This window comes from Helicobacter pylori HUP-B14 (assembly GCF_000259235.1).
Classification (GTDB): domain Bacteria; phylum Campylobacterota; class Campylobacteria; order Campylobacterales; family Helicobacteraceae; genus Helicobacter; species Helicobacter pylori_CU.
This window is the reverse complement of sequence record NC_017733.1, coordinates 917,324-934,002: the sequence shown is the minus strand read 5'-3', so window position 1 is coordinate 934,002 and position 16,679 is coordinate 917,324. Positions and strand designations below refer to the sequence as shown.

General features: G+C 40.8%; 9 protein-coding genes. 5 read left to right on the top strand and 4 right to left on the bottom strand.

The genetic code is table 11. The features are described 5' to 3' along the window. Positions 1-7: 7 nt before the first annotated feature. Positions 8-1,006 carry a type I glyceraldehyde-3-phosphate dehydrogenase gene (gene gap / locus HPB14_RS04475; protein WP_000688607.1) on the bottom strand — a complete coding sequence of 333 codons (999 nt, stop codon included), beginning with the start codon at positions 1,004-1,006 and terminating at the stop codon, positions 8-10. 142 nt (positions 1,007-1,148) lie between these two features. Between gap and HPB14_RS04470 the strand changes: the two genes are divergently transcribed. The 5 genes from HPB14_RS04470 (at position 1,149) to hofG (ending at position 10,207) form a co-directional block, all read left to right on the top strand. Beyond that, positions 1,149-1,841, top strand: coding sequence for a Bax inhibitor-1/YccA family protein (locus HPB14_RS04470; protein WP_001240272.1), 693 nt, complete (start codon positions 1,149-1,151; stop codon positions 1,839-1,841). Between the two features lie 98 nt (positions 1,842-1,939). After that, complete coding sequence (gene carB / locus HPB14_RS04465; RefSeq protein ID WP_001126485.1) at positions 1,940-5,197, top strand: carbamoyl-phosphate synthase large subunit; 3,258 nt, start codon at positions 1,940-1,942, stop codon at positions 5,195-5,197. Between the two features lie 4 nt (positions 5,198-5,201). Next, on the top strand, positions 5,202-5,633 hold the full coding sequence (locus HPB14_RS04460; protein WP_001230015.1) for an L-threonylcarbamoyladenylate synthase: 432 nt from the start codon (positions 5,202-5,204) through the stop codon (positions 5,631-5,633). Positions 5,634-5,891: 258 nt separating this feature from the next. Beyond that, entirely contained in the window at positions 5,892-8,333 is a 2,442-nt protein-coding gene (locus HPB14_RS04455) for a TonB-dependent receptor domain-containing protein (protein WP_000998475.1), read from the top strand. Positions 8,334-8,662: 329 nt separating this feature from the next. After that, a complete protein-coding gene (gene hofG / locus HPB14_RS04450) occupies positions 8,663-10,207 on the top strand; it encodes an outer membrane beta-barrel protein HofG (RefSeq protein ID WP_014658491.1) in 1,545 nt (514 codons plus the stop codon). A gap of 622 nt (positions 10,208-10,829) precedes the next feature. Here hofG and alpB read toward each other — a convergent pair. The 3 genes from alpB to HPB14_RS04430 form a co-directional block, all read right to left on the bottom strand. Further along, the gene (gene alpB / locus HPB14_RS04445) at positions 10,830-12,419 is read right to left on the bottom strand and encodes a Hop family adhesin AlpB (RefSeq protein WP_000812532.1); all 1,590 of its coding nucleotides are present in this window, start codon (positions 12,417-12,419) and stop codon (positions 10,830-10,832) included. A gap of 21 nt (positions 12,420-12,440) precedes the next feature. Then, entirely contained in the window at positions 12,441-13,994 is a 1,554-nt protein-coding gene (alpA, locus tag HPB14_RS04440; RefSeq protein ID WP_000592475.1) for a Hop family adhesin AlpA, read from the bottom strand. Positions 13,995-14,647: 653 nt separating this feature from the next. Next, positions 14,648-16,675 (bottom strand): ATP-dependent helicase, encoded by a 2,028-nt coding sequence (locus HPB14_RS04430; protein WP_000894521.1) that lies wholly within the window; start codon positions 16,673-16,675, stop codon positions 14,648-14,650. Between the last annotated feature and the right edge of the window lie 4 nt (positions 16,676-16,679).

Genomic DNA, 16,679 nt, shown 5'->3' with positions numbered 1-16,679 from the left:
AAATGACTTAATAATGATACATAAACTGCGCCATATCCACCAAACGATTAGAATACCCCCATTCATTATCATACCACCCCATGATTTTGACCATATTCTCTAGCGTGAAAGTCAAATCAGGTGCGATGATAACGCTATGCGGATTAGAAATGAAATCAGAACTCACCCTTTCTTTCAAATCTATCTCTAACACGCCTTTTAAAGTCCCTTTGGAAGCTGTAATCAATAAATCGTTGATCGGCTCTTTAAAGGCCTTTCTTTCTAAAAACAAACTCAAATCTATCATGGACACATCAAGGCTAGGCACCCTCACGCTATGCCCATGCATTTTATTTTTGAGATTGGGTAACACTTTATGCAAGGCCAGAGCGGCTTTAGTGGTGGTAGGGATAATGTTGCTTGCGGCCGCTCTGGAGCGCCGTTTATCCAAAGGGTGGGCTAAATCAATGAGTTTTTGATCGCTTGTATAACTATGAATGGTCGTTAGCATGCCCTCTTTAATGTTAAAAGCTTTATCTAAAATCGCGCAAATGGGCGCGATAGCGTTAGTCGTGCAAGAGGCGTTAGAAACAATGGCTTGGTTTTGATAGCAAAAATGATTGACCCCATACACTAAAGTAGGGTATTGTTTTTCATCGTATTCGCCCATAAAGGGAGCGGATAACAACACCTTTTTAGCCCCAAGCAAAAGGTAATTTTCTAGCGTTTTAGGCTCTAAAAACTTCCCTGAACACTCTAGGATAACACCCACGCCTTTCAAGTCTTTGATGCTATTAAAAACAGGGATTTCTAATGAGCCGATAATAAGCTTATGATTAGAGTAACGTGCCTCTTTAAAAAGCAACCCATGTGCGCTGTCATGCTCTAAAAGATAAGCGAGAATTTCCCAATTAGCGGGGTCATTGATGCCTACCACTTCTAGTTGAGGGTTTGTATCATTGCGCTCTAAAATCGCTCTTAAAACGCATCTCCCAATGCGGCCAAATCCATTGATAAAAATTTTCATCGTAACTATTATCCTATTTTCAGACTTTAATTTCAATTTTAGGGGGTTTTGTTTGGTATTTTACTACATTTTGCGCTATTATATTGGACCTAGCTGTAGGTTAATTAAAATTATTTATTGAGTTGAAATCAAGGAGTAAAACATGGCATTGTATGACAGAGCTAATTCTCGTAATGCGTATGCAGAAGATTCTTTATTGCATGAAAGCGAGCTGGTAAGTTTTGTTAAAACGACTTACAAGTTCTTTGCAGGCAGTTTGTTATTAGCGACTATCGGGGCGTTACTAGGTTTAATGAATTTTCAAGCCGTAGTGCAGTATAAATGGGTGTTTTTTATCGCTGAAATTGCGGCGTTTTTTGGTTTGATGTTTTCTAAATCCAAACCCGGATTGAATCTATTCATGCTGTTTGCTTTCACTTCATTATCAGGGGTTACTCTAGTGCCTTTGTTGGGTATGGTGATTGCAAAAGCTGGTTTAGGAGCGATTTGGCAGGCTTTGGGCATGACAACCATTGTTTTTGGTTTGATGAGCGTGTATGCCCTTAAGACTAAAAACGACTTAGCGAACATGGGTAAAATGCTCTTTATCGCTTTGATTGTGGTGGTGGTCTGTTCGCTCATTAACTTGTTTTTGGGTAGCCCCATGTTCCAGGTTGTCATTGCGGGAGCGAGCGCGATTTTATTCAGTCTTTATATCGCTTATGACACCCAAAACATCGTTAAAGGCATGTATGATAGCCCCATTGATGCGGCGGTGAGCTTGTATTTAGACTTTTTGAATGTCTTTATTTCTATCTTGCAAATCATTGGTATTTTTTCAGACAGAGACAAATAGTTTGAAAAAATAGGGGGGGATACCACGCAAAAACCTAATAAAAAATACTTTAAAGTATTGATAACGCTTCGTTGATATTCTTTCTTTAAGGATTAGTTATGCCTAAACGCACCGATATTTCCAACATTCTACTGATAGGATCAGGCCCTATTGTGATCGGTCAAGCTTGTGAGTTTGACTATTCAGGGACTCAAAGTTGTAAAACCTTAAAATCTTTAGGTTATAGAGTGATTTTAATCAATTCTAATCCGGCCACCGTGATGACTGACCCTGAATTTTCTCATCAAACTTATATCCAACCCATCACTGGAGAAAATATCGCCGCTATCATCAAAAAAGAAAAAATTGACGCTATTTTACCCACAATGGGCGGGCAAACCGCTTTGAATGCGGTCATGCAGATGCATCAAAAGGGCATGTTAGAAGGCGTGGAGCTTTTAGGGGCTAAGATTGAAGCGATTAAAAAAGGCGAAGACAGGCAGGCTTTCAAAGAAGCGATGTTAAAAATCGGGATGGATTTGCCTAAAGGGCGTTACGCTTATAACGAGTTAGAAGCCCTAGAAGCCATTAATGAAATTGGCTTTCCAGCCATTATTAGAGCGAGTTTCACTCTGGCTGGGGGAGGGAGTGGGGTCGCTTACAATATTGAAGAGTTTCAAGAATTGGCTAAAAACGCCCTAGACGCTTCGCCCATTAATGAAATTTTGATTGAAGAGTCCTTATTGGGGTGGAAAGAATACGAAATGGAGGTCATACGAGACAGCAAGGACAATTGCATCATTGTGTGCTGTATTGAAAACATTGACCCCATGGGCGTTCATACCGGCGATAGCATCACCATCGCTCCAAGCCTCACCTTAACCGATAAAGAATACCAACGCATGCGCGATGCGAGCTTTGCGATTTTGAGAGAAATTGGCGTGGATACGGGCGGAAGCAATGTGCAATTTGCGATCCACCCCGAGACTTTAAGAATGGTTGTGATTGAAATGAACCCACGAGTGAGCCGTAGCTCCGCATTAGCTTCAAAAGCGACCGGGTTTCCTATTGCAAAAGTGGCTACCATGCTTGCGGTGGGTTTTAGCTTAGATGAAATTAAAAACGATATTACCAACACCCCGGCGAGTTTTGAGCCTAGTTTGGATTATATCGTGGTGAAAATCCCTCGCTTTGCGTTTGAAAAATTTGCCGGTGTTTCTAGCACTCTAGGGACTTCCATGAAAAGCATTGGCGAAGTGATGGCGATAGGGGGGAATTTCTTAGAAGCCTTACAAAAAGCGCTATGCTCTTTGGAAAACAATTGGCTAGGGTTTGAATCGTTAAGCAAAGATTTAGAAGCGATAAAAAAGGAAATCCGCCGGCCCAATCCCAAGCGCTTGCTCTATATCGCTGATGCGTTCAGGCTCGGCGTTTCTGTAGATGAAGTGTTTGAATTATGCCAGATTGACAGGTGGTTTTTATTTCAAATTCAAAAGCTAGTCAAAGCAGAAGAAGGCATCAATTCTAGCGTTTTAACGGACGCCAAAAAATTAAGAGGGCTTAAGAATTTAGGCTTTAGCGATGCTAGGATTGCCGCTAAAATCAAAGAAAATGAAAATTTAGAGGTCAGTCCTTTTGAAGTGGAATTAGCTAGATCTAATTTACAAATCGCGCCCCATTTTGAAGAAGTGGACACTTGCGCGGCGGAGTTTTTATCGCTCACGCCGTATTTGTATTCCACCTATGCCCCCAATCCTTTGCCCCCTATTGGAAACAAACAAGAAAAACAAGAAAAGAAAATCCTAATCATAGGCTCTGGGCCTAACCGCATCGGTCAAGGCATTGAATTTGATTATTGTTGCGTGCATGCGAGCTTTGCTTTGAAAGATTTAAACATTAAAAGCGTCATGCTCAATTGCAATCCAGAAACGGTTAGCACGGATTATGACACGAGCGACACGCTCTATTTTGAACCCATTCATTTTGAGTGCGTGAAGAGCATCATTCAAAGGGAGCGAGTGGATGGCATTATCGTGCATTTTGGGGGACAAACCCCCTTAAAACTCGCTAAAGATTTAGCTAAAATGCAAGCCCCCATTATTGGCACGCCTTTTAAGGTGATTGATATTGCAGAAGACAGGGAGAAATTTTCCCTCTTTTTAAAAGAGCTTGACATCAAGCAGCCCAAAAACGGCATGGCTAAGAGCGTTGATGAAGCTTATAGTATTGCTAATGTGATTGGTTTCCCTATTATCGTGCGCCCTAGTTATGTGCTAGGCGGCCAACACATGCAAATTTTAGAAAACATTGAAGAACTGCACCATTATTTAGAAAGCGTTACGCATTCTTTAGAAATTAGCCCTAAAAACCCGCTCCTCATTGATAAGTTTTTAGAAAAAGCGGTGGAATTAGATGTGGATGTTATTTGCGATAAAAAAGAGGTTTATATTGCCGGCATTTTACAGCATATTGAAGAGGCGGGTATCCATTCAGGCGATTCGGCATGCTTTATCCCTTCCAATTTAAACCCTGAAATTTTAGATGAAATTGAGCGAGTGAGCGCGAAAATCGCTCTGCATTTAGGCGTAGTGGGGCTATTGAATATCCAATTTGCTGTTTATGAAAATTCGCTGTATTTGATTGAAGTCAATCCCAGAGCCAGCCGAACCGTGCCTTTTTTAAGCAAGGCTTTAGGCGTTCCTTTAGCCAAAGTGGCGACTAGGGTTATGGTGTTAGAAGATTTAAAAGAAGCCTTGAAGTTTTATGATAAAAAAAATATCGTAGAATATTCTAAAGGCGTTTATAAGCCTAAAATGCCCCATTTTGTGGCTTTAAAAGAAGCGGTTTTCCCTTTTAATAAACTTTATGGATCGGATTTGATTTTAGGGCCTGAGATGAAAAGCACCGGCGAAGTGATGGGGATTGCTAGATCTTTAGGGCTTGCATTTTTCAAGGCTCAAACGGCTTGCTTTAACCCCATTAAAAACAAGGGGCTTATTTTTGTTTCTATTAAAGATAAGGATAAAGAAGAAGCGTGCGTTTTAATGAAACGCTTGGTTCAGTTAGGTTTTGAATTGTGCGCCACAGAGGGCACGCATAAGGCTTTGGAAAAAGCCGGGGTGAAGTCTTTAAAAGTGCTTAAAATCTCTGAGGGCCGTCCCAATATCATGGATTTGATGATGAATGGGGAAATCAGCATGGCTATCAACACCAGCGATCACAAATCTCAAGATGACGCCAAACTCATCCGCGCTTCTGTGCTTAAAAACCATGTGAGTTATTTCACGACTTTAAGTGCGATAGAAGTCTTACTTTTAGCGTTAGAAGAAAGTTCTCAAAAAGACGAGTTGTTAGCCTTACAAGATTATTTGAAGTAATTTGATGGCGTTAGTGTATCTCGTTCAAAGCGATACCACTATAGGACTGCTTTCTAAAGACAGCGAAAAACTCAACGCTTTAAAAAAGCGCCCTAAAAACCAAAGCGTTTTAATAGAAAGCGCTGATTTTACCACCTTAAAAAGCCTAGTGCGCGCGCCCAACGCTTTTAAAAACCTCATCAGAAGAAGCGCTAAAACCACTTTTATTTATCCTAACTCTAAGGCCGTTCGTGTGGTTAGGGGCAGGCATGGGGATTTTTTAAAGCGTTTTAAAACGCTCTATAGCACCTCAGCCAACCTCACCCAATGCGCCTATGATGAAGAAATCGCTTCCAATCTCGCTGATGTCATTGTGAGCGATGAAAGGGGTTTGTTTGAAAGCGCTAGTTCTAAAATATTCAAACTCTATAAAGATAAAAAAGTGAGAATAAGATAAAAAAGATCAATAAAAGAGCTTGATTTTAATCAAGCGATAATCTCTTGAAAAAAGCGGTCTTCTTGGGTTAGGAGGTTTCTTAAGGGGGTTAAGGGGGACATTATCGCAAAATGCCCCCCTATCCCCTTAAGGAAATGAGTTTTTATATCATAAAATAAAGTAACCGAGAAAAATCTTTCTCTAAAAATAATACTTTTTTAGTTATAATAACAATCTTATTTTTCAAAAACAATAATTGCTATATTTAGGATTTTAAGAATGAATGACAAGCGTTTTAGGAAGTATTGGAGTTTTTCTATTTTTTTGTCCTTATTAGGCATGTTTGAATTAGAGGCTAAAGAAGAACAAAAAGAAGAAAAAAAGACAGAAAGGAAAAAAGAAAAGAACGCCCAACACACTCTAGGTAAGGTTACCACTCAAGCGGCTAAAATCTTTAATTACAACAACCAGACAACCATTTCAAGTAAGGAATTAGAAAGAAGGCAAGCCAACCAGATCAGCGACATGTTTAGAAGAAACCCTAATATCAATGTGGGCGGTGGCGCAGTGATAGCACAAAAAATTTATGTGCGCGGTATTGAAGACAGATTGGCTCGGGTTACGGTGGATGGCGCGGCGCAAATGGGTGCAAGCTATGGGCATCAAGGCAATACGATTATTGATCCTGGAATGCTCAAAAGCGTGGTGGTTACTAAGGGGGCGGCTCAAGCGAGTGCGGGGCCTATGGCTTTGATTGGCGCGATCAAAATGGAGACTAGGAGTGCGAGCGATTTTATCCCTAAAGGTAAAGACTACGCCATAAGTGGGGCTGCAACTTTTTTAACCAACTTTGGGGATCGAGAAACCGTGATGGGCGCTTATCGTAACCATCATTTTGATGCGCTTTTGTATTACACGCACCAAAATATTTTTTATTATCGTGATGGGGATAATGCGATGAAAAATCTTTTTGACCCTAAAGCGGATAATAAAGTTACAGCAAGCCCTAGCGAGCAAAACAATGTGATGGCTAAGATCAATGGTTATTTGAGCGAAAGGGATATTTTAACGCTCAGTTATAACATGACTAGAGATAACGCCAATCGCCCTTTAAGAGCGAATTTTACCGGCACTTTTTTACCCTATTCTTGTGGTGATTTCAACGCTTTCCCTAACGAGAAAAACCCTAGCGATTGTTTGTTTGAAAATGACGCTAGTTTGTTTAAAACTTATAGCGTCAATTTAGTGCATAACGTGAGCTTGAATTATGAAAGGGAAGGGGGGAGTCGCTTTGGCGATCCTAAATTAAAAATCAATGGTTATACGAGCATCAGGAATGTCCAAATTGATCCGCTTTTTAAGCCTAACGATATAGCGGCTATCATTCCTTTCACCCCAAACCCACAACTCTCTCAAAATGAAGAAAATCAATGCGTGGCGCAAGGGGGCATTTATGACGCTACTAAACAAACTTGCTCCATCACTTTTAAAAGCCTTGGAGGGGGATCTGTGGTGGCTAATAAAAATTTATTCATCATCAATTCTGGGTTTAATGCGAACGTGATCCACACCATAGATCATAAAAATGACAATCTTTTGGAATATGGGTTGAATTACCAAAACTTAACCACTTTTGATAAAGCGATCCCCAATAGCGAATTAGTTAGACCCGGCGATGCCCCTGATGCATGCTTAAGGGTTACAAGCCCTAATGATTCCAACATGAACGGGCGTTGCCAACGAAATGGCGCTACCGCGAATGTGGTTGGGGTGTATGCGCAAGCGAATTACACCTTGCATCCTATGGTAACTTTGGGGGCAGGGACTCGTTATGATGTCTATACTTTAGTGGATAAAGACTGGCAATTGCACGTAACTCAAGGGTTTAGCCCTAGCGCGGCTTTAAACGTCTCGCCTTTAGAAAATTTGAATTTCAGGCTTTCTTACGCGTATGTAACTAGAGGCCCTATGCCTGGAGGTTTGGTGTGGATGCGTCAAGATAATTTGCGCTATAACCGCAATTTAAAGCCAGAAATCGGGCAAAATGTGGAATTTAACACCGAATACAGCAGTCAGTATTTTGATTTCAGAGCTGCCGGTTTTGTCCAATTGATTTCTAATTACATCAATCAATTTTCTTCAACGCTTTTTGTAACCAACTTGCCCGCACAAGATATTATTTATGTGCCGGGTTATGAAGTTTCAGGGACAGCTAAATACAAGGGTTTTTCTTTAGGCTTGAGCGTGGCGCGATCATGGCCTTCTTTAAAAGGGCGTTTGATCGCTGATGTGTATGAATTGGCGGCCACGACAGGCAATGTGTTTATTTTAACGGCAAGCTATACAATCCCACGCACCGGTCTTAGCATCACTTGGCTTTCACGCTTTGTTACGGATTTGAGTTATTGCTCTTATAGCCCTTATCGTAACGGCCCTACGGATATTGACAGACGGCCTAGCGATTGCCCTAAAACGCCCGGGATTTTTCATGTGCATAAGCCGGGTTATGGGGTGAGCAGTTTTTTTATCACTTACAAGCCCACTTATAAAAAACTCAAAGGGTTGAGCCTGAATGCGGTGTTTAACAATGTTTTTAACCAACAATATATTGATCAAGCAAGCCCGGTGATGAGCCCTGATGAGCCCAATCAAGACAAATACGCAAGGGGCATGGCAGAGCCTGGCTTTAACGCTAGATTTGAAATTTCTTATAAGTTTTAAAATTTGAGCGCGTGGGGGCTATTTTTCTTTGAAGCGGTTAAAAAAGTGAAGAAATAAAAACGCCCGCGCAAAAACAAAAAAGGAGGGTTAAAAGAAGCGAGAATTTCATGCGTAATAAGCCCAATCAAAAATAACGCATTCTTTAAAAGTAACAAATATATGATTTTAATCCTTTAATTTTAAACCAATTTACAATAAATGGTTATTTTTTGTAAAATAAGGTTGTGGATTTTAATTAACATTTTAACTTTATGCTGTTTTTTTTTTTTTTTGATTATAATTATAATCTCAACAAAAAAGATCATACCATTAAGATTAGGGAGAATTTAATGAGACAAGAGAAGTATTTTCTGACTTCTTCTTTATCGCTTTTATCGTTTTTATTGTGTCCTGTAGAAGCTTTTGATTATCGGTTTAGTGGTCGTGTGGAGAACTTTTCTAAGATTGGTTTTAACAATTCTCAAATCAATACTAAAAAAGGGATTTATCCTACTGAAAGTTTTATAGATATTGTAACTTTAGCGCAAGTCAAAGTCAATTTACTCCCTAAAGGCATCGAAAACCACAGGCTCTCTGTCTCTTTGGGTGGGGCGATTGCAGCCATTCCTTATGATAAGACTAAGTATGATATTAACCAGGCTAACGGGAAAGTTTTTGGCTCAATTGTAGAGAATTTCATTGGGGGCTATCATGGATACTTTTTCAATAAATATCTTGGCCCTGCTTATGCGGGGACTTCCCAATCAGCGAGCTATCATGCAAGGCCTTATGTGGTGGATACCGCTTTTTTACGATACGATTACAAAGATGTTTTTGGGTTTAAGGCGGGGCGTTATGAAGCGAATATTGATTTTATGAGCGGTTCGAATCAGGGGTGGGAAGTGTATTATCAGCCCTATAAGACTGAGACACAAAGGTTAAGGTTTTGGTGGTGGAGTTCTTTTGGGAGAGGTTTAGCGTTTAACTCTTGGATTTATGAGTTTTTTGCGACGGTGCCCTATTTGAAAAAGGGAGGCAATCCTAATAACAGCAACGATTTCATCAATTACGGCTGGCATGGGATCACCACAACCTATTCTTATAAAGGTTTAGACGCTCAATTTTTTTATTATTTTGCGCCTAAGACTTATAACGCTCCCGGTTTTAAGCTAGTCTATGACACGAATAGGAATTTTGAAAATGTGGGCTTTCGCTCTCAAAGCATGATCATGACAACCTTTCCTTTATACTATAGGGGGTGGTATAACCCAGAGACAAACACTTATAGTTTAGAAGACAGCACGCCCCATGGCTCGTTGTTGGGGAGGAATGGCGTTACTTTAAATATCCGCCAGGTTTTTTGGTGGGATAATTTCAACTGGTCCATTGGCTTTTATAACACCTTTGGCAATTCGGACGCTTTTTTAGGCTCTCACACGATGCCAAGGGGGAATAACACTTCCTATATCGGTAGTGAAATCTCCATAACGACTAAGCATGCCGGAATGATTGGCTATGATTTTTGGGATAATACGGCTTATGATGGGCTGGCTGATGCGATCACTAACGCTAACACTTTCACTTTTTACACTTCGGTTGGAGGGATTCATAAGCGTTTTGCATGGCATGTTTTTGGGCGCGTCTCTCATGCGAATAAGAATGCGTTAGGGCAAGTGGGGAGGGCTAATGAATATTCCGTGCAATTCAACGCGAGCTATGCGTTCACTGAATCGGTTCTTCTTAACTTTAGGATCACTTATTATGGGGCTAGGATCAATAAAGGGTATCAAGCAGGGTATTTTGGAGCGCCCAAGTTCAATAACCCTGATGGCGATTTTAGCGCTAATTACCAAGACAGAAGTTACATGATGACCAACCTCACGCTGAAGTTTTGATTTCCAATCGCAGCAAGTTAAAAACACTCCAAGGTATTTTTTAAAATCTGAGTATAAAAGACTTTGTGCAAAGCTAGTTTTGTGAAGTGATCAAACGCTAAAGACGATTGGGCTTCCTGATGTTGGGGGAGAGTTTGGTTCTTGTTCTGTGTGCCTAATGGATTTTACAGAGTTTGAGCTCCAACGCATTCCTTACAGCTCTCACGCATCATATCTATAAAGGCGTAACTTTGCGCGCTTCCTACGCTAGATGCAAATGTATGGGGGTGTTATACTGCAAATTAGCGGCATTCACCCCAAACACTAAAGATGTTTAGGATTTCTGCTTGGGGGTTTTAAAAACGGTTTTCTTGGGTTAGGGGGGATTTAGTTTTGGTGTTGTGGGGGAAAATACTTCCTATCCCCTTAAAAAATGGGTTTTACCATAAAATTTAGAACCACAAAACAAAGTTTTTAAACCACAGAAATCCTAAATATCTTTAGCGTTTGATCACCTTTACCATTAAAGCGTTCTTAGGGGGTCAATTCCATTATTTGACTATTGGATAAGGGTTTTGGGGTTGTTTTTAAAGCGTGGGGGTTAAAGGGTTCAATCAAAGCCTATAAAAGGCCTTGAGCTTTTTTAGAAGGCGTAGCCATAGACCCAATACACGCTATAAGGGCGGAAGTATTTCACTTCAGCACCGCCAGCTTTATAGTAAGTGTTGTAAATCGTAGGGATTTGCACACCGATTTCTATAGAATGCTGGTTATGGCTTTTTAGGTCTTTTTTCAAGATACCAAAGTTCATGCGTAACCCCACATCAAACAAAAATTGGAATTTCGTCGCTGTAGGTCTGCTCGCAAGCTGAGGGCTGTTTCTTAGCGTGCTGATGTAAGTGTCCCCTGCGAGTTGGATCCCCCCAAAGAAGCCTGCATTAAGACTCCTACTGCCAAAAGAGCGGCTAAACACATTGTAAAGCACGTCAGTCCCCACCCCATAAGTGAGCAAATTGACTTGATTGTAAGTAGGGCCATTACCCACGCCAGCACCATTATAGCTGAAGAAGCCGTAGTAGCGTAAGCCCACATTCTTGTTTTCCCCAAAGAATTGCTTATAACCGATTTTAGTGATAAACCCGTTAAACGCATTCACTTGAGAGCTGTTACCGGCAGCGAAATTCCCAAGCCATGGGTTAGCTTTAAGCTCGTTATTCAAAGCGGCAACTTTAGCCAAAGTGTTTGTGGTGTTGTTTAACAGTTGGGTAGAGCGCGCTTGATCAATATTCCCGCCATAGCTCACTTGATAGCCTGTTGAATTGCTGATGTTAGCGTTGTTGGCTAGCGTTAAAGCGTTTTGAGAATTATTGACGATGTTTTGCACCAAGCTAGTGAATTCCTTAGCGCTCAAATCATTCCCAGCGTTAGCGGAGTTGAAAACATGTTGCGCTAAAGCGGCGTCTAAAAACGCTGCGGCAGCCCCGCTATCACCGCTTGGCCCCATAGTGATTGAAGCTTGCTTTAGGATATAAGCGATTTGTTGAGCGGTAACACCACTCCCATAAGCTTGATTAGTGTTGTTTTGAAAAATCCCACCCGCTTGGTTATTGGCGTTTAAGAACGAGTTCATGTAAGCCAAATAAACGCTAGCGGTGTTAAGCTCGCTGAGCTGGTTGGAGAGGTTAGCGCTCGTGGTGTTGTTGTTGCCTTGGAAGATGTTCTTGCTGATGTCTTGACTCAAAGTTTTGATAGAGCTAACCATTTCTTTATAAAGAGTCAGGTTACCTTGGAAACAAGGACTATTGCTAGTAGTAGCAGCGGCTGCGGTCGCACCACTACTACCATTATTAGTAGTACCACATTGTTGGATGCTAGTAGTGTTCAAAGTGGGATACAAATCAATCAAATTGCCTAGTTGGTTCATAAAGAGGTTGCCCAAAGTCCCGGCGACATTGCCTCCTGTGCCTGCAATATTGATATTGGTGTTGTTTGTCGTATTAGAGTTTAACAGGCCGGCTAATTCTTCGGCTTTGATTTTACCCGGGTTTTTCACTTGTTGGACTACCTGACCTAATTCATACCCAAAGGTCATAAAGCCCCCATCTTCTTCAGCGCCCACTGGATTGAAGCTCAAGCTTAACGCTAGGCTTAAAGGGGCTAAGAATCTTACTTTTTGAGATTGTGTCATTAAATTTTCCTTAATCATTTTGAATGGCTTTAAATTTTGTTTCATGTTTGTCTCTTCCCCCCTTTCTTAGAATGAATACCCATAAGACCAATAAACGCTATAAGGACGGAAATACTTCACGGTAGTCCCTGCGGATTTGTAATAAGTGTTATAAATCGTAGGCACCACTACGCCAAATTCCACCGTGTGCTGGTTGTGGCGGTTGGATTTCCCGTCCAACTTACCGAAGTTCATCCTCATACCGAAGTCAAAGAGGAACTGGAAGTGCGTGTTATTGATTTTGCCGTGCAATTTCACATTGGGGTCATCTCTGAGCGTGGATTGGACGGTTTCGCCGGCTAATTGGATACCGCTAAAAAAGCCCATATCCACAGAGCGGTTTTGATAGGAGCGGCTAAAGATATTATACAACACATCAGTCCCCACCCCATAAGTGTATAACCCTACGCTGTTTTGAGTGGATCTAAAGCCCACGCTCGCTCCGTTATAAGAAAAGAAACCATAATAGCGCAAACCGATATTCCTTTTCTTCCCGAAGAATTGCTTATAGCCTATTTTGGTGTAAAACCCGTTTAAAATATTCGTCGCGCGGCTGTTCCCGGCTCTGAATTGGGGCAAGTAAGGCATGCTTCTCACCTGATTGTTGAGTGCATTGATTTTATCCAAAGTTACTTGCGCGTTATAAAGAGCGTTAGGGAGCTGACTAGCACGCCCTTGCACAGCGTTAGCTTGGTTGGAGTCTATCTCAGCGCTATTAACCGCGCTCCCGCTAATGGTGTTTTTAGTGAGTTCGTTATAAACCGCTTGAGATTGATCAATAATGCCTTGCACCAAACCTGTAAAAGCGGCTGAATTGAATTCCTTATTCCCAATGTTGGCGGCTACGGCAGAGTTGAAAGCTTCTAAGAGCAATTCATCTTGCTTGAGCAAGTTCGCTGCGTTATTTAAGATATTTTGTTGGCCTTGAAGGTATTGGATAGCTTGTGTGGAGTAAGTTTGACCATTTGAACCAGTCGCACCATTAGTTCCACTAGTAGTAGCAGTCCCATTCTTCTCTAAAGCCTTATTCATCGCATTAAAAAACACATTCCCCGCATTCAAGTAGGTGAGCTGTTGTTGCATGTTGGGGAAATTGGTGTTCGTGCCGTAGTTGGTCTGGCTGCCGATCGTGCTTAAAATCCTGTCAGTCAAGCTAGGGAGCCAGTAATAGCCCGCAGCGGTACAAGCGCTTTGAGTGTTAAGAGAGTTGCTACCAGCCGTCCCTGCAGCCGCGCAAGTCCCACTGCCTACCGCACCACTTAAAAGAGCGTTCGCAGACACATCGTTACTATTGAGTTTCGTGGGATACGCCCCTAAAAGCGAATAAAGGTATTGGGAGAAAGCGTTACTCAACGCCCCTGCGACATTGCCTCCGGTGTTGTTGTTTAAAATGTTGTTCGTTACATCAGCGTTAAGCTCTCTGGCGAGTTCATCGCTTTTAGCGCCGCCTGGGTTTTGGACATCTTGCATGACTTGTCCGAGCTGATAACCGACGGTGAAAAACCCTCCATCATCTTCGGCATAACTTATGCTAGCGCAAAGGGCTAGACTAAGAAACAGCGTTCTATTTTTCTTTATCATGATTTTCCTTATCAATGGGATGCTCCTTGATTGAGATTAAATTGGGATTTAGTTACATCAGAGCTTGTAAATAATAGTAATACAAATTAGTAATACAAATTAGTAATACAAATTAGTAATACAAATTAGTAATACAAATTAGTAATACAAATTGTTAGATGTAATTGTTATATTTTCACATAATGAAAATTAAACTAACCTTAAAAATCCCCTTAAAGACCCCCTATCAAGGAAATAAAGTTACAACAATTGGAGCGCTTTTTACAAAAAAAAAAAAACGGAATCTTAGGGGGATTAGCGTTAAATTTTGGGGGGTTTTTAAAAACGCTTTTTGGCATTTCTAGGTTTTTTAATGTAAAATCACGCTAACGCAAATAGTCATTTTAAGTTATCTCTTTTGTGGTGAAAATTTGGAGCATGTTAGGGTCTAATAGTGGGTGGTTACCCCGAAAGGAGATAACCAGCTATGAAATTACTATTAGTGATCATAGTTTTAATGGTTACCACAACGCCATTATACTAAAATTTTGGCTCTAGCGCAAGCTAGAGTTAAAATCTATGGTTGCTAGCGTTTTTTGTATTTTTCTTACATCTCATAAAAATCCCATTATAATACTCATTAAACAAACAATACAAAAACCAATTTTATAATTTTATTTTGAATCGGGTTTCAAAAGCCCCGCTTCATACAAAAACACCGAGGGCTTATGCTCTTTTGGTTTGGCGTTTTCTCTCAATTCGTTTTTCGCATAAGAAAGCCATAAATTTTCCTTAGCCCTTGTGATAGCGACATAAAAAAGCCGCCGCTCTTCTTCAATGCCCCCACCGGTGTTCATGAGCTTGTGGTTAGGGAAACGGCCCTCCATTAAATCTATAATATAGACATCTTTAAATTCTAAGCCTTTAGAAGCATGCACGCTCAATAAATTCACGCCACAGCCTTGCGTGGCTTCATTTGAGCCTATTAAAGTGCCGTTTAAAAAACGCCCTAAATTTTGGTAATTTTTCGCCAAAGAACTCAGCAAGTCCATTTTTTCATTGAAGCGTTTTTGCGCTTGGAGTTTTTTAAACTCGTTGTAAGAGCCGTCCTTATTTTTAGATCGCTCTTTTAAAAGGCGTGTTTTAAAGGTTTGAAAAAACGCACTTTCTAGAATGTGTTTGATTAAAGCGCTAGGGGAATGAATAGGGGCTTTGGTATAGAGAATGAAAAAATCGCTCAGCATCTTAGCCCCATTGAGTGAGATTTTAGGGTGCATCAACACCGGGTGCGAATGAAACGCCTTATCTATCATGCTATTAAACCTTGAGCTGTTTTCTAGGGCAAAAATTTCTTCAAAAAGCCCCATAGAGGTGATTTCTTTTTTCTTCGTGTAAATTTTGGCTTCTTTGCTTGGCTGAATTAAGGCTGATTTGAGATCGCCATTGCCTAAAAGCATTAAGGCTTCATGAATGTCTTTAGCGGTGTTAGAGCCAATATCACTGATACAGCTTAAAATGTGAATCGCTGCCATAATGTCTTTGGGGTTAAATAGTAGCGCGCAAATATCTAACGCTAACGCCACTTCTTTGGATTCAAAAAAGCTCGCACTCCCTTTCCTTTTGCTTGGCACATTGTGGAATCTTAAAGCGGCTTCTAATTGATCCGCGCTCGCGTTATTCCTAAAAATCACTGCCACTTCTTTAAAATTCTTCCGCATCACAATGCGTTTAGCGATGTCTTGGCATTGCGCGATATTGTCGTTGTAATTTAAAAGCGTGGGTTTATTGAATTTCCCTGATTTCACCACTTCTAAATTTTTAGGGTAAATGCGCTCATTGCACTGTATCACTTGATTAGCGAGATCTAAAATCTCTTTAGAGGAGCGGTAGTTTTTGGTGAGCGTGAAAACTCGGGCGTTTTTGTATTTTTGAGTGAAATTAGAAATGATAGAAATATCCGCCCCGTTAAAAGCGTAAATGCTCTGATCGTAATCGCCCACGCAAAACAAACTGGGAGGGTTGATAGCGTCTAAAATGGATTCTTGTAAGGGGTTAGTGTCTTGAAACTCATCGCAAAGCACTTCTTTATAAGGGCTAGATCTTTCTAGCATCGCTTTTTTAAACAGCAGCAGCAAGTCGTTATAGTCAATATAATTATGCTTTTTTTTGGTGTTTTCAAATTCGTCTAAAATGTTTTCATAAAGGGCGGCGTATGGCGTGTGTTCAGGGTTTTTATGAGAAAGCCATGCACTAAAATCTTCTTGTTTTAGAGCGTTAGTGTAAAGCGAATAAAGGGTGTATAAATGCTGCGAAGTGTAGGGCTTTTTATCGTCATCTATGGCGTTTTTAGTGTCCACAATGCTTTCTAAAAGTTTTCTTAGTTCCTTAGGTTGCTTCAGGCTTAAATTAGGGTAATGCTCTTTTAAATAGCGATACGCTACCGCATGGAAAGTACCCGCTTCAATTTTGGAGCTTAATTTAAAATATTTAGCCACCCTAGCGATCATTTCATTACTCGCTTTATTGGTGAAAGTCAAAAGCAAGATTTCTTCAGGCTTGATGCCGTTATCTAGCAGGTGTAAAATGCGCCCCACAATGGTAGAAGTTTTTCCCGTGCCAGCGCTCGCAATCACTAAATTATACCCTTTCAAAGCCTTGGCCGCTTTTAGTTGCTCAGGGTTTAATTGCAAAGTTTCTAACAAGTTT